We start from the raw sequence: 19,778 nt of genomic DNA, 5'->3' as shown, positions 1-19,778 counted from the left end.
TAAAGCTGAGGTCACAATTTGAATAACCACTAAGCTAAAATATTCACCAGACTATAAGAGCTGTCTTCATTGAATACCAATTCTCGATTGACAAAATAATTGAAAATCGCCGAAATAATCCGCGCGCCAATCGATGCCAACAAAATTGCTGATAGTGTTAGATTCGTTAATAAATGAATTAAAATGGCATAGGCAACCACGTCGACTAAAAATGAAGCGACTGAGGAGAGCAGGTATTTGAAAAAAATTCCGTAAATGGCGACTGAGTCGGCAATCACGCGAAAATGCGAAGAAGCATTTTCCTCTAAATAAATCGTCGAAATCGGCTGAGTTAAAAGCGGCCACTGATTTTTCTTAGTTTCAATCAGCATATTAGTTTCATACTCAAAACGATTACCCGCTACCTGCTCAAAGTCCGCCATCATACTCACTGGAATCACTCGTAAGCCAGTCTGCGTATCTTCTATATTAATGCCTGTCGTTAAGCGCAAAATATTGCGGGTCAAAATATTGCCGAATTTACTTCTAAAGGGGACTTCTTTTCCAAAGCTGCGGGTACCTAACACCAAGGCATCCGGATTTTTCGCCGCAAACGCAACACACTTCATCATATCTTCATAGCTGTGTTGACCATCTGAATCAATTGTCACCATCTGCTTTGAATCGGGATAATCGGCTTGAATAACCGCCATCGCCTTTTTTAAAGCGGCCCCCTTCCCTTGATTTTCTGAAAAATTAATCAAGTTCGCTTGATAATCCGTTACCGCCTCTTGAAAAATCGGTTGATAGGCCGGTCCGCTGCCATCATTAATAATTAAGATGGGCAGTTGGCGATTACGTTGACGAATATTTTTCAAAAGCTGAATTAGCTTGCCGTCCGGTTCCAATGACGGGATCACAACAACTGTCTCTGCTGGATTCATTTGTCTCACTCCTTTTGATTCACTACAAACTTATTAATAGATAACTTGCAAAAGTATTTTGTCTACGCAATAACGATTTGATTTCGACCCGAATTTTTCGCGGTATACAAAGCGCCATCGGCCCGCGCTAGCGTCCGATTGATTTCCTCCAGGATTCCCTGATGGGCAACCCCCATTGACGCAGTTACTTTTAATTTTTCGGTCATTCCGTAATCAATTTCTAAAAGCGCTAGCTGCTGATAAATTTTATTGGCAAATTCAAAGGCACCAAAATCACGATTATCGGCAATTAAAACAACAAATTCCTCCCCGCCAACCCGATAAAAACTCGCATGGGGATTGGCTAAATCAAGAAAAATTTGCGAGACTTCCTTTAAGACAATATCTCCAACATGATGGCCATAAGTATCATTAAAGTATTTGAAATGATCAATATCCAACATAATCATCGAGCAACGTTTTCCCTGCTTTTCAAATTGACTGCTGTCCTTTTGAAACTTGCGGACGTTTCCCAACTGAGTTAACTCATCAATATTGACTAGGCTGAAAACTTTCTCCACATCCTCATAAACGAAGTAAAGAAAAATAGTCAGACCTGAGCCCAAAGCCAGCATGATAGCATTTATCGCTAGCATTTCCGGCAGCTCGTCTAGTAAAATTCCAGTGGGAACTAACACAACTAAAATTGTATACGTCTGCAGCCACAGTAATTGGCCCAAATTACTGAAGTGCTTCATCAAAAAGTTCAATACCAATGGCATCGTTACTATCAAAAAGAAAGCCACGCCGATATTAACCCAAGCCGCGCTACTCATGTCGAATAAAAAACGGGCCAAGGCAACTAGAAAAATCGTCGGTAGGGAGATTTTCCAGCCGAGATACTTTAACGACAAGGCAAATAACAGAAAGCGAAAATCAACCCGCACATTAATCAGTACATTGGAAAATTGCATCAGTAAAACGCCCACCAATGTTTCAAGTAAAATAAAAAAGACTATTTTCTTTAATGATGAATATCCTCGTGCTTCAAATTCACTATTTAAGCGAAAAATCAAATAAATATTTAAAATAATAATGCCTATATTCGCAAAAATATTGAGTAACACCAGCATCTCCTCCTTTTTTACTACTGATTTTGACGATTTCGCTCATAATCAGCCGAATTATCATTTAACTATTGAATAAAATTCAATAATATAACTAACTTAATTTCTAAATGCGTTTTTTTCTCAAAAGTAATTAATTTTTTTGTTAAAATTAATTCTAGGTAAGATTACCATGATAACTATTTCCCAGCAATTTTAAGAACTCAGAATGTCATTCATTTTTTTTATGATTTGCATCTTTTTTGAAAGTTTAAAATAACAATCATTATTGAAAACGATTTCCCGAGGTGAGAATCTAATTTCTATAGTAATGTTAGCTACTCAACTCTTAGTCTGCTTCAATCCATAACCCTTTCGCTAACCCTCCATAGGTTTAAAAATCTCAAGTAACTTTGCGTTTAAAGACGCAGCTTTTCACTCTTTTGTTTATCACGCTCTGCAATAGTTTTTCAAAAATCTAACAGAATGCAATTCGGATTTTTTTCCCATCTCCTTCAGAGAACTTTTCAACAGTAGCTAAACAACCCATTTTTTGAACACAAAAAAAGCCCTGTAACGCAAAGGCTCTTTAAAAGTTGGTTCTTACAACTTTTAAAACAGCGCCTGCATTCTTAGGCCTTTTTAGTAGTAAATAAATTAAATTAGTTTAACGCTACGTCTCTTATTGGCCCTAAAAGTCCCACAACTTGACCAGCTTTTACCTCAAAGCTGGTCTGCTGGATAATTTTCCTTCGACCAATTGTTTTAGAGAGTTTCTCGATTTTTAAAATACTTGTCATGCCTGCTGGCCCCCTTCGTAAAATTTCTCCAAGCAAAAGTATGATACTATTGCCATCAAAATGACTTGGACTGCATCATAGATAAAAATCAAGCCATCTTTAGTATTTAAAGTAGAGATGCCAATATCAAAACCAAATTCGGTTGTTTCTCCGTATAAATTCGGCATTCCCGGAAGGAAACTGGTTAAGATAACTATTAATGAAAATAAAAGCACAATCAACAAAAATCTGATAGCCTTTTTACCGCGGCGAGGCCAAAAATCCGTGATGCTTTTAGAAACTAAGCCAATTGATTGAATCATCATCGTGACTCCTAAAAAAAGATCCACCGCCATAATAAATACATAAGCCATCGCTCCAACACTCGGCAAACTAATAACTCCGCTGATACTGCCAACCCCGTACCATAGAAGATACGTGACTGCACTCCAGCTTAAAAAACCGAACAGACCAAGCAAAACATTACCAAGCAAAAACTTCAAATTGCTGATAGGCAAAAGCCGCAAACGAGCTTTGCTCCACGCTTTAAAAATTTCTTCATTCTCGTAAGCCAGAAAATAAACAACTGGCATCAATAAATAAATGGGATATGTTGCGACATCAAAACCGTACTGGAGGGGATCAAATTCATTTTTTTGAAATTGAAACCACGCAAAGCCAGCAACCAACACCAATACGATTCCTGTCAAAATATATCTTTTCTTTCTCTCAAGCAAAAGCTGCTGCCAAAGTGTAATCATCGTATTTTCCCCTCAATATAGTGGCCAATTAAATAGACAGAACCTACCAAAGAAATAACCAAAAATATTAGATAAACTAGTAACAAGCCAATCGCCGAAAGCTCTGGAAAAACTATATTGCCTAAAAAGCCTAATAAGGCCCAAATTACGATGCCCAAAAGCAACAGTTTAACCAACGAACCAAGCTTGCTACTTCCCTGCCAGATTGAATTTACTAATAAAAATAGAAATAACACCATTAAATAAAATCCAAAAACAATCAACCAAATTTTTGGTTCCGCTATCTCCAAATTGGGAATCAAGAAAGTCTGATAGACAATTAAATGGCTAAACCCCATTAAGAAAACTAATAATCCAACCAAAAGGAAAAGATTAATCACCGTGAAAGCCACATTGATGACATATAATTTGACGGCAGAAGCAGCTAATAACCGAACTTTGCGGTCAGAGAAAAATTGAAAGAAGCGCCGGCCATCATAATATAAAAATTGTGACATCATCAACACAATTAAAGCGGCTGAAGTAGCAGTTAAAAACTGCCCATTAGAATGATAATATCCCCACAAATTGGCAATAAAATAAACAATAGCAGCAATGACGCCAGTCCCATAGAGGCTGGCTATTTGCTTATTGAGTAAAAAACTTAACCACTTCATCAGCTCAGCACCTCCCGATACAAACTTTCTAAACCAAGTCCCCGCTCTTCCCGCAATTTTTCAATGCTTTGGTGTAAAACAATTTCCTGATCCTTTAAAATCATCACTTCATCGACAATATTTTCAATTTCTGCCATTTGATGGGTGGTAATTAACAGCAAGCTGTCCTCTTCAAACCAGCGCAGTAAAGATTGAATAATTTTTTCACGGGTTAATAAATCAATTCCGCTCAAAGGTTCATCCAATAAATAAATGGCTGCCTTGCGGGCTAAGGTGGCAACTAAGGCGACTTTTTCCTGTTGTCCCTTTGATAGTGTTTTGATTTTAGCGTTGACATCCAGCTCCATAAAAACTATTAAATCCTGAGCTCTCTCTTCTGAATAGTCCGCATAAAAACGGCGATAAAAGTCCAAAACCTGTTTAACGGTAAATTCTTTAGAAAAATCTTTTAAATCAACTAAAAAAGCGACATGATTTTTGGTTTTATAAGAAAGCTCCGCATTGTCAACGGTAATCTTTCCCTTCCAATTAAGGGCTAAGCCGGAAAGCAAACGCATAATCGTCGTTTTCCCTGAACCGTTTTCCCCCAATAAGGCGATGATCCGACCTTTTTCTAAATTGAAATTCAAATTTTTAAAAATTTCTTTGCCACCTTTGCGATAGCTGACCTGTTGCACCTCAACAAAACTCATTTGCTTTCCTCCTCAATAAACCTCTGCATTTTTTCCAGCGCCTGTGCTGCGGTAAAACCTAATTGCTCCATTTGCGACAAATAATCGGTAATCACTTGGGTAATTTTTTGTTGATTTAAATTTGTTAATACCCATTGATCTTCAGTGACAAAACGTCCTTTGCCTCGCTCAGAAAATAAAATCCCCATCCGCTCTAATTCTTGTAACGAGCGTTGCACCGTATTGGGATTAGTTGACATTTCAACGGCCATCTCCCGCACTGCCATAACTTTTTCCCCCGGCTGCAATTTACCGGTAATAATTTGTTGAATAATTTCATCCATGATTTGTAAATAAATCGGACGGTCCTCGACAAAATCCACAACTTCGCCTCCTAACAAACTAGTGTACTAACACAATAATACACCACGACAATTTTTTGTCAATCATTTTGAATAAAAAATAATTTGAAATATACAAAGGCAGACAAAAAAGCCGTTAAAATTATTCCGTGGAATAATCTTAACGGCTTTAATTTCGGTTTTATTGAACAGCTTCGCTAACACTTTTCGCGACAACTTTGGCGACATTTTCATTAAAGGCATCTGGGATGATATAAGTTGTGGTCAACTCTTCTGGTTTGACTAAACTAGCAATCCCCTTCGCTGCGGCAACTTTCATCTCCATAGTGATTTTAGTAGCTCGGGCATCCATCGCTCCACGGAAAATTCCTGGAAAAGCCAGCACGTTGTTAATCTGATTTGGAAAATCACTGCGGCCAGTTCCGACAACATAAGCACCAGCAGCTAATGCTTCATCAGGGAAAATTTCCGGTGTCGGATTAGCCATTGCAAAGATAATTGGCTGAGCTGCCATTTCAGAAATCCACTCTGCTTTTAAAGCGCCCGGCGCTGAAACCCCAACAAAAACATCTGCGTCTTTTAAAGCCACAGATAAATCACCAGACAAGTGTTCCCGATTAGTCACTTTCGCAATCTCTTGATGATAAGGATTGTACTCAGCATCTTCATTTTCATTTAAAATGCCGAAGCGGTCTACAACGACAACACGTTTAACGCCAGCTGCCATAAAGGTGCGGGTAATTGACAAGCCCGCCGAACCGCCGCCGTTCACTACCACTTTGATTTCATCAATTTTCTTATCCACCAACTTTAAAGCATTGTATAAAGCGGCTAAGACGACAATTCCAGTGCCATGCTGATCATCATGAAAAACCGGAATATCCAATTCTTCAATCAAACGCTGCTCAATTTCAAAACAGCGGGGAGCACTGATGTCTTCTAAATTAATTCCGCCAAAGGTTGGCGCAATTAATTTAACGGTCTGAATAATTTCTTCCACATCTTTAGTATCTAAAACGATTGGAATCGAGTCCACATCGGCAAAGCGTTTGAACAACGCTGCCTTGCCTTCCATGACGGGCATCGCCGCTTCTGGACCGATATCGCCTAGTCCCAAAACGGCGGTACCATCGCTAACCACCGCTACGGTATTTTTCTTCGTTGTCAGCTCGTAGGCCAGCTCACGATTTTCAGCAATCGCTGAAGAAACAGCGGCCACTCCCGGTGTATAAGCAATACTTAAATCTTCTTTATTGTTGATGGCAACTTTAGGAACAACTTCTAACTTACCGCCATTTTTTTTAGCCTGTTCTAAGGCCATTTCCTTCACGTCTTTTTTTGTTGTTTGTGTCATTTCAATTTCCTCCAAAATGGTTATTTTTTTCAAAATTTTTAATTAGCCACTTAAAAAATCATCCGTAAAATTGCGGTCATGGAAATAACGGTGATGGCACCACCTAAACGAGTAGCAACTTGCGCAAAAGGCATTAAGTTCATCCGATCAGCTGTACTTAAAATCGCAACATCCCCAGTTCCTCCCATACCGCTTTGACAGGCTGAAATAATTGCCGCTTCAACAGGATTCATATTCATAAAACGGGAAACAAAAAAGCCAGTGACAATTACCGTGAAAACAACACTGATGACGATGATAAAATACTGCCAAGTCAAGGCGCCGACCACATCCTTCAAAGGAATATACAACAGTCCCAAACCAGCCATCAAAGGAAAGGTGAAATTACCTGAAATAAACTTATACAACATCTTCGAACCTTTTTGGGTATCTACAGGTACTATATTAACATATTTTAACAAAGCTGCTGCAACAATCATCAAAACCGGTCCCGGAAAACCAGTTAAATGTTCTAATAGACCACCGAGAATAAATAACGTACAGGCAGTCAGGACACCGGCCCCCATTTTTTTAATATCAATCGGATCATCTGTTTCATCCAAGGTGTCACTTAAATCATCTTTGTTCTTTTTATTAAAGCGTAGCAGCTGACCTTGACCAGAAAGCTCAGGTCTTTTTTCTCCTAAGCGACTTAAGAGAGCCGTACACATGATAGCAAAAAAGTTACCAATAATTGTCGCCGGAATTAATTGGGCCACCAGCTGTTCACTAGCGATGCCCGTGATTGCGCTATACCCAAGAGAAAGCGGCAAAATTCCTTCACCAATCCCGCCGGCTAAAACCGGAGTGACGATGAAAAACAACGTGTGCTGCCAGTCCATCCCTAAAAGAACGCCGGCTAAAGTGCCAACACCCATCGCCGCTATCATGCCAATTAGCATCGGGATAATCATCCGCATTAATCCCTGCACTAAAATTTTGCGATTCATGCCTAGAATACTGCCGCAAACTAGACAAGCGATGTAAAAATATAAGAAATTAGCTTCCCGCATTAAAATATTGGCGCTGTCTAATACATTTTGATTTACAAAATTAAAAAAAACTAAAATTGAAGGAACAAGTAAAGAAAAAATTGCTGGACCGCCAAAGTTTTTAATAATTGGGATATTGCCGCCAATTGTGCCCAATAACCACCCTAAAGTTAAAATTACGGCAAAACCGCCAAGCATATTAACAGGCAATTGTTGCAGTAAAGCCGTTGCGAATATGACTGCCGATAAAGCGCAGTAGACTGGCAGTGAGACAGAACCGACTTGAATTTTCTGCCACCATTTTTTCTCAACAAGCGGCTTTTGGCTGATACTGGTTTGTTGTAATTTTGTTTCCATTTTCTTTCCTCCTAATTTGCTTTTGCTGAATCGGTTTGACTTAACTGATAGATTATCCACTTTTGATTGCTAGAATTTAATTAACTTTTCAACTCTACTCTCAAAAATGTAAGCTCTTTCTGATAGCCCTATCATAATCGGCAGGGCTTGAAAAAAACACTTTATTTAATTAACTTAACTAAATGAAACTTATTTAATTGATATGGTATAATTTCCCGGAGAGCTGCTCATTCTGCAAATATTAAAAATGCAGACGGCGCTGTTTAGTGTGTTTCCCCTTTACGTCGGCTAAGACACAACCTTATCAAAAAAATTTTCAAAAGTTTTTACACTCAAATCAAAAGTGCTAGCAATTATTGTGAGTTTGCAATTTGATTTCATCAGACTTACAAAAAATCCGTTTTATCAGTCTCACGGGTTTACTGAGCCACGACACTCACAAAATAGGTTCAGATATTATCTTTGCGAAAAATTAGGCTAAACATACCTCTATCAAAAAGCTACTTTTAACTAATAACTAACAAAAAAATACCCAGCAACAGCTGACAGAAAGGAGTCAAGATGAAAAAGGGAATTCGCTTATGGACTTTATTAGCTACAATCTTTATTGCAACTTTACTGTGCACCCTGACACTTTTTTATCTGCTGACCCTTTTGCAGCAAAATCGTGAAGTCCAACAAAACGAAGAAAATCTTTTGTTGGCGACTGGGCGAATGCTGGCCAAAGAACCGCAAGTCATTGAAGCTTTGCAAGCTGACACCTCTTCTGCTGAATTACAGGAATTAACATTACGAATCAGTCAATCCTATGAACTGGATTTTGCGGTGATTATGGATATGCAGGGAATCCGCTTGACCCATCCAGATGAAACGCAGATTGGGCAGCCCTTTATCGGCGGCGATGAATCCCCTGCTCTAGCGGGAAATGAACATCTATCAACTAGTGAAGGCAGCTTAGGCGAAAGCCTACGGGGATTTGTTCCCGTATTTGCCGAAGATGGTCAGCAAATTGGGGTAGTTGCTTTGGGGATTACCTTAACCAATTTATCGACCTTAGTTGAAAATTCTCAGCAAAATTATACGACGGCTTTAGTCGCCAGTGTTGCCGTGGGGCTGTTAATCTCATTTATCGTGGCCTACTACTTAAAAAATCAGCTCCATAATCTGGAACCAAAAGAAATTTCTCGTTTATTAGAAGAACGAAATGCCATGCTGAATGAAACGGAAAATGTCGTGCTGGTCATCGACATGCAAAAAAATATTTTGCTGGCGAATAACCAAGCCCAACAAATGTATCAACTTCAGAAAAAAACTGAGACAGCTTTAGTCGGCCAGCCGCTTTCTATTATCATTTATCATCTGGACAAGCTCAATTTCCAGCAAAAAACAAAACAGTTCTATCAACAAGAAGGGGAAGATTTCTTCTTTTCAGTGGCGCCGATTATAGTCGGGCGCCAAGTAGGTTATATTGTCTTTTTAGAAAACACAACGGAAACTTTATTTTTAGCCGACCAATTATCTAACACCAGTCGTTATGCTTTGGCTTTGCAAAGCCAATCCCACGAATTTATGAATAAGCTGCATGTGATTTATGGGCTTGCGGATTTGGGCGCTCATCAGGAATTAAATGACTATCTAACAGATATTATTCAACCGGAGCGGGAGCTGACTCATCGTTTGGCCCTCTTGGTGCAAAATCCAATTTTTGCAGCCTTCCTCTTAGGAGAGCGCCAGGCTTTTTCAGAAAAAAATTGTCAACTGTGGATTGAAGTCACACCGGAAATCCCTAGTAATTCCCACACCTTTGAAACCGACACAATTTTGAACATTTACCGCTATCTGCATCATTTCTTTTCTGAACAGCAGATGCCAGATGAGCTGCTGCTTCAATTAACTTATCAGCAGCAAACTTTGACTAGCGAATATGCTTTAGTAGCGAACGAAACATTTGTCAAAGCGTTGGAAAATGCTTTGCATGCCCCCTTCTTTGTCCGCTTATTGAAGGATAGTCATGGAGAGATTCAGTGGGATTATCAGCAGCAGTGGTTGCAGCTAAAAATTACAACTTTATATCGAGGTGAGATGGATGACCAGCATTTTAATTTTAGAAGATGATCCGATGGTGCAATTTATTCATAAAAGCTATTTAGAAAAAATTGATGCAACAGCTGAAGTCATTGTCAGCTTGAATGCAACAGCCGCTGAAAACATTCTCGCTGAAAAAGAAATCGACTTATTGCTATTGGATATTCATTTGGGCCAGGAAAATGGCTTAACCGTGTTAAGAGAATTGCGCCAGCAAAATTTTGCCGGCGAAGTAATTTTAATCAGTGCGGCTACCGAAGTTCACTACATCAAAGAAGCTAGCCATCTGGGAATTTTGGACTATCTGATTAAGCCCTTTATCTTCGAGCGTTTTCAAGAGAGCTATCTGCGCTTTTTAGAAAAACAGCAGCTGCTAACAACAGACACACTGCCACAGGCAAAAGTCGATGCCTTGTTTCAAGCAGCAGCTACAAAACCGCAAGTGGCAGCAACACATGAATCCTTTGAATTGGAAAAAGGCTTAACGGAAGCAACTTTAGGTCTGATTTTTGCAGCTATGCGCCAATTTGACGGCGCCTTTACTATCTTAGAGCTCTCTGAAAAAATTGGGCTTTCCCATGTTTCCGTAAGAAAATATGTCCAGTTTTTGGAAAGCCAGCAAATAGTCAAATCAGAAACTATTTATCGTAAAATTGGTCGGCCTTATCAAGTCTTTCAGCTCATTGAAGTAACTAGCCCCTTCATGACTTATTTGGAGGGCTTGACAAAGGATTAGCGAGAAAATGTTTTTCTTTGATTTTTAAACGAACTTTTTCAAAATGAATTCAGTGGGAGTTTTAGTTTTAGCGCTTTCTTGCTACAATGGTACAAAAGAGATTTTTGAGGAGGAGCTCGATGATTAAACAAGTCGTTTTTGATTTAGGGAATGTTTTAGTGAAATTTCAACCAACAGAATTCATTAAAAGCTATACCCAAGATGCTGAGGTTGAAAAATTCCTTTTGCAAAATATTTTTCAAGCACCGGAGTGGATTGCCTTTGACCGGGGCACGATGACTAAAGCTGAGATTCAACGAAAACTAATTGCTAAACGTCCGGATTTAAAAGAAATTATTACCGAGGTTTTGGCTAACTGGTACCATGAAATCAAACCTTTTTCGGAAATGGCGACTGTCGTTTCTGCTTTGCAGGAGCAGGGCTATCCAACTTATCTTTTGTCCAATGCACCCACAGACATCTACGAGATACTTAAAACGATTCCTGCTTTAGAAAACATGTCCGGCCTGTTCATTTCCGCCGACTGGAAAACAATTAAGCCGGAAAAAGAAATTTATCGCTGTTTTTGCAGTCATTTTCGCTTAATTCCTAGAGAATGTCTTTTTATCGATGACCTAGCCCCCAATGTTGAAGCCGCTCAGCAAGCTGGCATGGAAAGCATTGTCTTTCGGCAAGATGTTCAGCAGTTAAAAGCTGAATTGGCGACCTTTGGTATCGTTATTTAACAAAAAAAGACTTTAGCCTGAAGCTTGTCATCACTGACTAAACTTCTAGCTAAAGTCTTTTTTATTCATCTGCTTTATTCTTCAGCTGACTAAAATACTGGCGGATTTTTTTCGGCAGCGGAATCACACTGCCGATATTTTCCAGCAATGACAAGCCCTCATTGGCAAGGTAAAACATGATTGTCATCTCACGAAAAGGCAATGTCTGACCCAAAAGCTGCTCCAATTCAACTGAAATCATAATCATCAACAGAGTTAAACTTTTCTTCACTAAGCCTTGAAAGCCAATTTTGCTGTTGAGGGCTTTGTGGTAGCCCGCCTGAAAAATGCCTGATATATAATCGGCAATCATAAAGAAAAATAAGCTTTGCAACAGCTGGTCCACCCCGCCTAATAAATCTGCCAAGCTGCCTCCCACAAATGTCAGCCACCAAATTACCCCAGAAAAATATCGTTTCATCTTGACCACTCCTTGCGTTTATTTGACAAAATCTGTCTATAATAAACACAACTTGAGCCGCTAAAAAATCAATACTTCAAAAAAATAAACTGCTATCTCTTATGCCAAAGGCTGAGGCCTTCTTTTGATATCCATTCCTAGATACTGATAAGTCCGCAATTTTTGATTTTCCTCAACCTCTTTGATTTTAAAATAAAAAATATGTTCCTGACTATCAACTGTCATATAGGCTGGAATGCGAAATTGCGTAATCCCTCGATGATTCATCAAATACAGCAATTCCTCCTGCAGGGCGAAAAAAGGAATATCGGTAACAACAAAATTCAGAAAATCCTTGATTAATCGCTCGGAATTTTTTGTATGGTACTCAAACTGAGCATCCTCCACATTCAAAGTCATGAAACATCACTCCACTTTAAATTGCTGATTAAGCTAGCATGATAAATTGCGTCATGTTGGATGAACTGAACCTCCCCCTCTAAGGAGCTTAAAAAAATTGTGGTTTCATCCATCCCTGCAATTGTTCCAGTTAAATCAGGGAATGCTTGGCCTTGTTCATCTAAAGTGCTTAATTGCAGTGTGACTGTCTGATGATTAAAAAAGGCGCTTTCTAAAACGTCAGAAATCTCCAAGTCAGTCATTTGCTGCTGATGCTGCCAAGTTGTCTCTCGCGTTTGCTTTTCCTTGCCCATTTCAGCTGTATGCTCACTTAAATAAAAGCCCAACCATTTTGCCATGCCTCGATCTTGATACTCTCTAATCCAAGGATCTTGATGATAACTCATAAACGCTTCTCCCATTCTAACCACCTCCAAAATAGAAAATTAGCAATCCATTGGCAATAAAAAATAACCGCAAATATCTTCAAAATCATCATCAATCTTATTCAATAAGTTTTAATAGAATCGTAATTAGTTTCATTATGTAAACTGAATGTTGCCATCTACGATTTAGCCGCTTTGATTTAAAAACCATTCAAAATAACTGACGCAGCAGAAAATTTTGCAGGCCTTCTTACAATCCATCTAAACCACCAGCACCACCACCGCCATCGTGTCCCCCTACCAAGTGGCTGCGGGGCAAGCTGCGGCCATGCTCCAAGGTTGAGCTGGCACGCACAATCGAAACAAATCCGTATTTTTCTCTAATCCGATCCATCACCAAATCGATTTTTTCATCTTTAATCTGCTCTTCCGGATCTTCAAATAAGTTCAACTGACTACCACTATCATAGTGTAAATCAGAATAAGTTACCCCCAAATGCCGCACCAAGTCACCATTGTAAAATTTATGGAACAGATACAACAAATGCTTGGTTAATTCATCGGTATTGTCAGTGGGCGTGATTTTAACTTGGCGGCTAAAGCCTTTATCTGTCTCCGCTTTAGAGTAGCCAACGTATAACGAAACAACGCCCGCCTTAGCGTGATGGCGGCGCAAACGAATCGCCACCTGCTCAGCCATTTCCCGCACCAATAACGGCATCTCTTCCCCAAAATAATCCCGTGGCAACACTTGACTATTGCCGAGATTTTTCGACTTCGGCTGATAGACATTTTGTAATTTGCTGCGGTCAATTCCATTAGCATGATGGTAGAGCTGCAGGCCCATAATGCCAAATTTTTCTTTGAGTTTATACGGACTGGCGTGGGCTAGTTCTTTTATACTAGTAATGCCCAGCTCCATCAAATTGCGCTTCATGCGACTACCAATGCCCCAAAAATCACTTATGTCGCCAATCTTCCAAACCTTTTCGGCAACATTTTGATAATTCCACAAAGCCCGCATCTGCGGCTGCTTCTTGGCTTCATTATCCAATGCCAATTTAGCCAACAGTGGATTACTGTTGGACATGCCAATAGTTGAAAAAATGCCGGTCTCACGAATAATATCCTCTTGAATTTTTTGACTGACATGGTCGAGTTTTTCCCCTCGTGACTGATTGCCGGGAACAAAATAATTCAGGCTGCGGGAAAGATCAACAATGCCTTCATCAATGGAATACCACATGATGTCCTCATCTGCGGCATATTGGCGAACAACATTTTGAATTTTTAAATTTTCCGCAATATAGTAGCGCATCCGCGGCGGTGCGACAATCAAACGCTCCATCGCAGGATTTTCCTCAACCGTTGGCAATTCGAAGATCCGCGTCACATTCGTAATTCCCAGCAACTCTTTGGCCTTGGGGCTACTGGCCAAAACTAATCCTGAGGTATTATCCGCATGACTCATCACAATCAGCAAATCCTTTAACGGATGGCGGCCTCTAGCAACTATTTCGCAACTAGCATAAAAAGATTTCATATCAATAAAGGCATAATCCCCTGTTGGTTCCAATTCATATCGAAAATTCATCCTACATCACCTCAAACAAAAAAACAAACGTATGTTCGCTTTTATTTTACTCCGCTCTTTGTGAAGGTGTCAAGGAAATAAAAAATTACCTAAGCTAGAGAAATGATGACTTATGGTAAGAATATTTCTAGATTTTTAATCTCGTTTAGAATCTACATAACCTCTACGTAACCTTTCCTATATAGCCAAAAAATTTATAGCCTCTACGATTAGTTAGTCAAATAATTTTATATGATTCAGATTTCTATCATCTTTTACAGATGTTTTTTCAGATTATTCTACGTTCCAATATTTAAATAGTTGAGAAAAATTCAAAGCTCAAAAAGACTGATACTATTAAAAAATTACAAAAGTATCAGTCTTTACACTATTCAAAAATACGCTATACCACTTGCCGAGCTAATTCTAGTTAGTTTGGAATCAGTTCACAAAGTAGCCACTATCTTATGCTTTCCATTGCATCTAATGGCAACAAGCGAATTGATGTTTTCCCAAGAATTTGGCTCTTCTCAACAACACCATAGTTGCGACTATCCAAGCTGTACTCACGATTATCCCCCAATACAAAATAGCTATCCTCAGGAATTTCCGTCTCGCCGATAATATCAACAAGGCGAAAATCTTCTGTAAATTGGCTGCCATTATTCTGAGCATTATTGATTTCATCAACAATAAATCGCTCGATAATTGGTTCATCATTAATGTAAAGCGTATCATCTTGATAATCTAAACTTTCTCCTGGTAAGCCGACGACTCGCCGTATAAATGTTTCAGTTCCTTGCCGGTATACAATCAAATCAAAGCGTTGGATTTCAGCTTGTTTTTGCAATAAAACGACGTCGCCATTACGCACTGTCGGAACCATACCAAAACCCGAAATTTTACTAAAGGAAAAAAAGAAGGAACCTATTCCCCAAAAAAGGACGACTGCTATTGAGAGACTAAGTGCCAAATATAAACTATATTGTTTTATTTTTTTTATTTGTTTTTTTCTTAACAGTTGCCTTTTTCGATTTTTTTTCTTTCTTCGTTTCTGAGGAGTATTTTTTTTAGCAATAGCCGATTCATTTTTATTTTTTTGCCTCTTACTTGCTTTAATTTTCTTTCGTTGCTTTTTTTCTGATAGGGGGAAACCCGCCCTCTCTGATTGAGAAGACGGGCTCTTTGGGATTGCTTTTCGTTTATTTTGTTGAGAACTACTCTGCTGTTTTTTTGATACTGTTTTTATTTTTTTTGTCATTCAGGTTCACTCATTTCAACCTCTGACGCCAGGGCCTCTTCATCTACTTCATAATAACTAAATGCCTGTTCCTCTAATGCCATCACTCTTTCAACGTCCCGCTGATAAGTTGTCATTAGTTCGGTGTTTCCATAGAAATCATTGACCTCACGACTAGCATTCATCCCTAATTGACCTAAAGCGGCATAATACCGATTTAAAGCTGTTTGTCCATCAACAGTATTTATATTACTGGCAGTAAAGCTGCTATAGCTTGCCATTTTCGATGATAGGTAGCGAAGATCCCGCTGAAGCGCATCTTCCTCTTCCGCTTGATTAGCAGCCTTTTCCAGCTGCGTTTGAAAATCTCGCACTAAGTAATAGGAGCTAACAACTCGATCGGCATCTTCACTAGATAAATTGGTGGATTGATAATAACTACCATAGGCTGTTCCACCACCAAATATTATTAAGAGTACAAGTGTGATGATTAGGAATTTGATTGAAGAACGTTTCTTTTGAGCGATGTCTCTTTTAGCCAAAATGATTCGACGACGCTTTTTCTTGTTCTTAGGTAAACGTTTCGGCAATTTCTTCATCTTCACTATATTAATGATAAGACGAATAAAAAAGTAGCAGAAAAAAACAAAGAAGATAATCGTTGCAGAGATCCCCGCTATCAAAAGCCATTCTAAGATATTCATTGGCTTATCCTCCGCTACTATTCTTTAGATTTAGATGATTTTTTCTTATTTTTATTGTTTTTCGCCTTACTTTTCTTTTGCGACTGAATCCGTTTTACCACTAAAAAGATTAGAATAACTATGAATAAAAAGGCGCCGACAATTGCGGCAATGATTTTCCAATCAATCGCCCGACTTTGTTGTAAACCGACATCTCGTTCATTATAAGTATTTGCTTCTTCTTCAGTAATTTCAAAATCTTCTGTCCAATCCCATTGCAAACCTTGAGCGTAAGCTGTCACGTGGGCTGTATAAGTTCCAGCCTCCATCCGATCATTTCCCATACTAATTGGATAATCCATAAAGCTGTTTGGTGCCATTCGCATCGCGGTCGAACGAGATTCCCATAGCACTTCTTCACTGCCGCTGCGGGTGATTTGAGCATCTACGGTTAAACCCGAAAGATAATCTGCCACAATATTCGAAAAACTGACAAAAACAGTATTGCGTAAATTTTGCTGTCCCGCATAAGCTCGGTTAAAACTTAGATCTGGTGTCAGTTCGGTCTGATCTTCCCGTAATAAAATAACTATCGCATAAGCATATTTATTATTTACATAAGAACCAGTGCCGCCTTCGTCACTACTACTTGAATCATCAGCTTGGATAGTCAAGCCACCCGCAATAATTCCTTGAAAAGCAGTCTCAGGCATCTGGACATTTAATTCAACCGTTTCCGTTTCACCCGGAGCAATCTCGACACTTTCAGGACCTGTCACAATATCTACAAAATCAAATTGTAAAGAAGTGTCATTCTCAATATCTGAACGACTATATTCAATTACCCCATTATTATTGGTTTTAGCGGAATTTAGTGCTAAATTGACTGTCACCGGCTCAGTCCCTGGATTATTCAATCGTAAAATTAATGTCTCTTGCTGGCCTGGTTCTAACATTAAATCATAGTAACCCGCATCACCGATATACTGACTCGCAGGCATCTCTAACTCATAGGTAAAGCTAGTCGATGAACCGACAGCACTGCTTGCTGAACTCTCCGAAGTAGCAGTTGCCCTGACATTTGTGGGAAAAGAAAAGCGCTGCGATTGTTATAACCCCGCAAAAAAATAAGGAAATTTGTTTTAAATTATTCCAGTATATTATTTTCATTATGTACCTCTTCAACATTAATTTTTTAAAATATTGCTGCATAAGCTTAAAATCATTTCAAAATAATTATGTATAGCAACAAAAAAACAAGGCCTTCGAATAAGACCAATCCTAGATAGAAAGCTAACACAGGCAACAGATACTAAACTGTCACCTATGTTAGCTCAACAAAATCAAAGATAACTCATTTTGTAAAAGACCTTGTCTCTTTACCTACTTTGATTTATAAATTAGATTGCAGGACCTGAAGTGATTGTCCAAGTAATATCTGCAGTATAATTACCTACAGTTAATTTACTTAGAGTATCTAATGGTACATTCAATTTAACTGAACTTGCATCCGTTCCTGGATTAGCTCCTGGTGAAACAACTAAATTGGCATTTGCATAATCGTAGTCTTCGCTTTGACCAAATTCCAAGACATATTTACCTTGACCTTCATTTGCTCCAGCTTCAACTACAGGAACTGAGTTACCTGATTCAGTAATAGGAGCTAGTGTTTCATTAAGAGTACCAGGTGTTGCAGTATTTGTAGATTTTGTTTCCATGATGCCGTTAGAGTATGTGATTGTTGAACCAGCTAATGTCTTAGTTGTGTCCCACGCTGTTGCCGCACCAGTAGTAGGATCTGTAGCTGTTACTAATTGGAATTGACGAGTCATCCGAACTGATACATCGTAACCATAGTTCAAACCACGATTGTCACCAAATTGAACCATTGCACCACGCTTAACTGCTTGTTTAGTAGTAAGAGTTTCATCTGTAAAGACTTCTACATCAACTGCTGCTGCGTAGTAATCCTGTTGTGTAGTACCAACATTAATAGTACCAAAGTTCAATTTGGTCACGTTGGTAATACCTAAAGTCCCAGGATTTTCGCCAGGAGTAATTTCTGGATTATCTGGATCAATTCCTCCAGGATTGTCTGGATCTTCCGGATCAATAATTGGATCTGTTGGATCTAAATCTTCAGTACCAACAGTAACACGTCCTTCACTGACTACTGAGTGAGGTGTTGAAGCTGCTCCGGCAACTGCTGGCGCTAATGTACCGACAGCAATGACCGTTAATAAAGTTGTTGCGCATAAACTTTTGAATTTCATTTTATTTCCTCCTAATTTTTCCCTTTTGGTTTTATTTACAAATAAGGTTTCCCCTAATTTGTCAGAATTTAAGGTGTTGCTAAGTTTTTTAATCTGTTGGACCAGCAATCAGCATCCAAGTCAGAGACGTCGTGTATTTGACTGGGTGAATCTTGGTAGAATTTGGAATCGTCAGCTTAATTGCTGAGTTACTATATTCAGCCTTGTTGAATGTTTCATTGACAACAGCGTTGCCTTCACTGTCAACGAGAGCAGCTAAAGTATTTTCCAGATTATCTTCATTATCCCCTGAAGCGCCAAACTCAATGGTCCAAGTACCGACCCCTTGATTGTCACCAGCAACGGCAACCGTGTACGCATTATTGATATCGTTCATCAATATCGTGTCACTCGTTACCTGCGGCGTTCCGCTTGTGCCAACAGAGTTTGCCCAACCTTTGTCAAAGGAGAGCATTGCACCTGCTAGTTCTTGTTCATTGACATCTTGAATGATGTCATTGTGAAACTGATTCTCTTGAGAGACTTGCAGTTCCCAACCATTTGTATCTTCTCGCCTATCTGTTATTTGGACGTAATAGCCTCTAGCATTAGTATCGTCATGAAATAATTGTGCTAAAGAAAGGTATTCTCGATTTGTGTCTGTGATTTTGTTCAAACCAAAGCGCAGTTGTGAAACAAAATCAATCCGCAGCGGTCCAGTTGTCGAAGGCGTTTCGCCAGGATCGACTTCTTTATCTGGAAACTCTGGATCAACCGGTGGGGTGACGCCAGAGTCAGTCACTGATACGGAGCCTTGACCATTAAGACTATGGGAGGCCGCCTGAACTGATGGAGCTGTGCCAATTAATGAAAAAAGAAGACTGGCAGTTAAAACAGAAAGTAATTTTTTCTTATTTTTCATCCTGCGCCCCTCCTTTTTTTCTTCTGTACCAGATGAACAGTACAAAAAGTAATAAAAGGCCGGCACCTAGAAAGCTCATATTACGAACAACTTCCCCAGTATTTGGTAATTTTCCGCCACCGCCAGTTATCGGCAGTTGACTGCTAGATGTGGTGGTGACACTTTCACTCGAGCTGCTATCACTAGATGATGAAGATGTGGAAGACTCTTCATAAAAAGTTATCCCACCTTCAACTGTTACCTGACCGTTACCAGTATTTGTTGCTAAACTAGTGGTCTGACCCCAGAAGAGACCAACAACAACACCAAGGATGAGAAGAAAAACCCATTTTTGTTTTTTCATTTTTTCCATCCTTTCA

21 protein-coding genes and 1 pseudogene are annotated in these 19,778 nt (G+C 39.2%); 3 read left to right on the top strand and 19 right to left on the bottom strand.

The features are described from left to right. Positions 1-29: 29 nt before the first annotated feature. The 9 genes from ACYSNU_RS11755 to ACYSNU_RS11715 all read right to left on the bottom strand — a co-directional run bounded on the left by ACYSNU_RS11755 (position 30) and on the right by ACYSNU_RS11715 (position 7,979). Complete coding sequence (locus tag ACYSNU_RS11755; protein WP_461737402.1) at positions 30-923, bottom strand: glycosyltransferase; 894 nt, start codon at positions 921-923, stop codon at positions 30-32. A gap of 62 nt (positions 924-985) precedes the next feature. Further along, entirely contained in the window at positions 986-2,029 is a 1,044-nt protein-coding gene (locus ACYSNU_RS11750) for a GGDEF domain-containing protein (protein WP_461737401.1), read from the bottom strand. Positions 2,030-2,670: 641 nt separating this feature from the next. Next, on the bottom strand, positions 2,671-2,808 hold the full coding sequence (locus ACYSNU_RS11745) for a hypothetical protein (RefSeq protein WP_461737400.1): 138 nt from the start codon (positions 2,806-2,808) through the stop codon (positions 2,671-2,673). Then, a complete protein-coding gene (locus ACYSNU_RS11740) occupies positions 2,805-3,548 on the bottom strand; it encodes a hypothetical protein (protein WP_461737399.1) in 744 nt (247 codons plus the stop codon). The genes ACYSNU_RS11745 and ACYSNU_RS11740 overlap by 4 nt, the downstream gene beginning before the upstream one ends. Further along, positions 3,545-4,204 carry a hypothetical protein gene (locus tag ACYSNU_RS11735; RefSeq protein WP_461737398.1) on the bottom strand — a complete coding sequence of 220 codons (660 nt, stop codon included), beginning with the start codon at positions 4,202-4,204 and terminating at the stop codon, positions 3,545-3,547. Before ACYSNU_RS11735 ends, ACYSNU_RS11740 begins: the two co-directional genes overlap by 4 nt. Further along, on the bottom strand, positions 4,204-4,896 hold the full coding sequence (locus ACYSNU_RS11730; protein ID WP_461737397.1) for an ABC transporter ATP-binding protein: 693 nt from the start codon (positions 4,894-4,896) through the stop codon (positions 4,204-4,206). Before ACYSNU_RS11730 ends, ACYSNU_RS11735 begins: the two co-directional genes overlap by 1 nt. After that, positions 4,893-5,258: a GntR family transcriptional regulator gene (locus tag ACYSNU_RS11725; protein WP_461737396.1), complete on the bottom strand. Its 366-nt coding sequence runs from the start codon at positions 5,256-5,258 to the stop codon at positions 4,893-4,895. Before ACYSNU_RS11725 ends, ACYSNU_RS11730 begins: the two co-directional genes overlap by 4 nt. A gap of 160 nt (positions 5,259-5,418) precedes the next feature. After that, a complete protein-coding gene (locus ACYSNU_RS11720; protein WP_461737395.1) occupies positions 5,419-6,591 on the bottom strand; it encodes an NAD(P)-dependent malic enzyme in 1,173 nt (390 codons plus the stop codon). A gap of 50 nt (positions 6,592-6,641) precedes the next feature. Further along, entirely contained in the window at positions 6,642-7,979 is a 1,338-nt protein-coding gene (locus tag ACYSNU_RS11715) for a 2-hydroxycarboxylate transporter family protein (RefSeq protein ID WP_461737394.1), read from the bottom strand. 561 nt (positions 7,980-8,540) lie between these two features. On the opposite strand from ACYSNU_RS11715, the gene ACYSNU_RS11710 reads away from it, so the two are divergent. From ACYSNU_RS11710 to ACYSNU_RS11700, 3 genes are all read left to right on the top strand, one after another. Continuing rightward, the gene (locus ACYSNU_RS11710) at positions 8,541-10,094 is read left to right on the top strand and encodes a Spo0B domain-containing protein (protein ID WP_461737393.1); all 1,554 of its coding nucleotides are present in this window, start codon (positions 8,541-8,543) and stop codon (positions 10,092-10,094) included. Then, complete coding sequence (locus ACYSNU_RS11705) at positions 10,066-10,800, top strand: response regulator (RefSeq protein WP_461737391.1); 735 nt, start codon at positions 10,066-10,068, stop codon at positions 10,798-10,800. Before ACYSNU_RS11710 ends, ACYSNU_RS11705 begins: the two co-directional genes overlap by 29 nt. Positions 10,801-10,919: 119 nt before the next feature. Further along, positions 10,920-11,525 (top strand): HAD family hydrolase, encoded by a 606-nt coding sequence (locus tag ACYSNU_RS11700; protein ID WP_461737390.1) that lies wholly within the window; start codon positions 10,920-10,922, stop codon positions 11,523-11,525. Positions 11,526-11,586: 61 nt separating this feature from the next. Here the strand turns inward: ACYSNU_RS11700 and ACYSNU_RS11695 are convergent, their stop codons facing one another. From ACYSNU_RS11695 to ACYSNU_RS11650, 10 genes and pseudogenes are all read right to left on the bottom strand, one after another. Then, positions 11,587-11,985 carry a phage holin family protein gene (locus tag ACYSNU_RS11695; protein ID WP_461737389.1) on the bottom strand — a complete coding sequence of 133 codons (399 nt, stop codon included), beginning with the start codon at positions 11,983-11,985 and terminating at the stop codon, positions 11,587-11,589. 99 nt (positions 11,986-12,084) lie between these two features. After that, on the bottom strand, positions 12,085-12,384 hold the full coding sequence (locus ACYSNU_RS11690) for a DUF5960 family protein (protein ID WP_461737388.1): 300 nt from the start codon (positions 12,382-12,384) through the stop codon (positions 12,085-12,087). Next, the gene (locus tag ACYSNU_RS11685; protein ID WP_461737387.1) at positions 12,381-12,785 is read right to left on the bottom strand and encodes a hypothetical protein; all 405 of its coding nucleotides are present in this window, start codon (positions 12,783-12,785) and stop codon (positions 12,381-12,383) included. The genes ACYSNU_RS11690 and ACYSNU_RS11685 overlap by 4 nt, the downstream gene beginning before the upstream one ends. Before the next feature lie 214 nt (positions 12,786-12,999). Further along, the gene (locus ACYSNU_RS11680) at positions 13,000-14,343 is read right to left on the bottom strand and encodes a Y-family DNA polymerase (protein WP_461737386.1); all 1,344 of its coding nucleotides are present in this window, start codon (positions 14,341-14,343) and stop codon (positions 13,000-13,002) included. Between the two features lie 439 nt (positions 14,344-14,782). Beyond that, positions 14,783-15,583, bottom strand: coding sequence for a signal peptidase I (gene lepB / locus ACYSNU_RS11675; RefSeq protein WP_461737385.1), 801 nt, complete (start codon positions 15,581-15,583; stop codon positions 14,783-14,785). Continuing rightward, complete coding sequence (locus tag ACYSNU_RS11670) at positions 15,580-16,266, bottom strand: hypothetical protein (RefSeq protein ID WP_461737383.1); 687 nt, start codon at positions 16,264-16,266, stop codon at positions 15,580-15,582. Before ACYSNU_RS11670 ends, lepB begins: the two co-directional genes overlap by 4 nt. 17 nt (positions 16,267-16,283) lie before the next feature. After that, positions 16,284-17,252, bottom strand: a pseudogene (locus ACYSNU_RS11665) (DUF916 and DUF3324 domain-containing protein); the annotation flags it as partial. A gap of 393 nt (positions 17,253-17,645) precedes the next feature. After that, positions 17,646-18,518 carry a WxL domain-containing protein gene (locus ACYSNU_RS11660; RefSeq protein WP_461737381.1) on the bottom strand — a complete coding sequence of 291 codons (873 nt, stop codon included), beginning with the start codon at positions 18,516-18,518 and terminating at the stop codon, positions 17,646-17,648. An 88-nt stretch (positions 18,519-18,606) separates the two neighbouring features. Beyond that, positions 18,607-19,419, bottom strand: coding sequence for a WxL domain-containing protein (locus tag ACYSNU_RS11655; RefSeq protein ID WP_461737379.1), 813 nt, complete (start codon positions 19,417-19,419; stop codon positions 18,607-18,609). Further along, positions 19,409-19,771: an LPXTG cell wall anchor domain-containing protein gene (locus ACYSNU_RS11650; protein WP_461737378.1), complete on the bottom strand. Its 363-nt coding sequence runs from the start codon at positions 19,769-19,771 to the stop codon at positions 19,409-19,411. The genes ACYSNU_RS11655 and ACYSNU_RS11650 overlap by 11 nt, the downstream gene beginning before the upstream one ends. Positions 19,772-19,778: the final 7 nt, after the last annotated feature.

This window comes from Enterococcus sp. LJL120, from assembly GCF_054871765.1.
This window is presented reverse-complemented; position numbering and strand designations above follow the sequence as displayed.

Bases quoted from the DNA above. Each gene is read 5' to 3' on its own strand.
- ACYSNU_RS11710 (WP_461737393.1), top strand. From the start codon at position 8,541: ATGAAAAAGGGAATTCGCTTATGGACTTTATTAGCTACAATCTTTATT.
- ACYSNU_RS11745 (WP_461737400.1), bottom strand. From the start codon at position 2,808: ATGACAAGTATTTTAAAAATCGAGAAACTCTCTAAAACAATTGGTCGA.
- ACYSNU_RS11695 (WP_461737389.1), bottom strand. From the start codon at position 11,985: ATGAAACGATATTTTTCTGGGGTAATTTGGTGGCTGACATTTGTGGGA.
- ACYSNU_RS11715 (WP_461737394.1), bottom strand. From the start codon at position 7,979: ATGGAAACAAAATTACAACAAACCAGTATCAGCCAAAAGCCGCTTGTT.
- lepB (WP_461737385.1), bottom strand. From the start codon at position 15,583: ATGACAAAAAAAATAAAAACAGTATCAAAAAAACAGCAGAGTAGTTCT.
- ACYSNU_RS11705 (WP_461737391.1), top strand. From the start codon at position 10,066: ATGACCAGCATTTTAATTTTAGAAGATGATCCGATGGTGCAATTTATT.
- ACYSNU_RS11740 (WP_461737399.1), bottom strand. From the start codon at position 3,548: ATGATTACACTTTGGCAGCAGCTTTTGCTTGAGAGAAAGAAAAGATAT.
- ACYSNU_RS11730 (WP_461737397.1), bottom strand. From the start codon at position 4,896: ATGAGTTTTGTTGAGGTGCAACAGGTCAGCTATCGCAAAGGTGGCAAA.
- ACYSNU_RS11660 (WP_461737381.1), bottom strand. From the start codon at position 18,518: ATGAAATTCAAAAGTTTATGCGCAACAACTTTATTAACGGTCATTGCT.
- ACYSNU_RS11735 (WP_461737398.1), bottom strand. From the start codon at position 4,204: ATGAAGTGGTTAAGTTTTTTACTCAATAAGCAAATAGCCAGCCTCTAT.
- ACYSNU_RS11755 (WP_461737402.1), bottom strand. From the start codon at position 923: ATGAATCCAGCAGAGACAGTTGTTGTGATCCCGTCATTGGAACCGGAC.
- ACYSNU_RS11670 (WP_461737383.1), bottom strand. From the start codon at position 16,266: ATGAATATCTTAGAATGGCTTTTGATAGCGGGGATCTCTGCAACGATT.
- ACYSNU_RS11720 (WP_461737395.1), bottom strand. From the start codon at position 6,591: ATGACACAAACAACAAAAAAAGACGTGAAGGAAATGGCCTTAGAACAG.
- ACYSNU_RS11650 (WP_461737378.1), bottom strand. From the start codon at position 19,771: ATGGAAAAAATGAAAAAACAAAAATGGGTTTTTCTTCTCATCCTTGGT.
- ACYSNU_RS11700 (WP_461737390.1), top strand. From the start codon at position 10,920: ATGATTAAACAAGTCGTTTTTGATTTAGGGAATGTTTTAGTGAAATTT.
- ACYSNU_RS11655 (WP_461737379.1), bottom strand. From the start codon at position 19,419: ATGAAAAATAAGAAAAAATTACTTTCTGTTTTAACTGCCAGTCTTCTT.
- ACYSNU_RS11685 (WP_461737387.1), bottom strand. From the start codon at position 12,785: ATGGGAGAAGCGTTTATGAGTTATCATCAAGATCCTTGGATTAGAGAG.
- ACYSNU_RS11690 (WP_461737388.1), bottom strand. From the start codon at position 12,384: ATGACTTTGAATGTGGAGGATGCTCAGTTTGAGTACCATACAAAAAAT.
- ACYSNU_RS11680 (WP_461737386.1), bottom strand. From the start codon at position 14,343: ATGAATTTTCGATATGAATTGGAACCAACAGGGGATTATGCCTTTATT.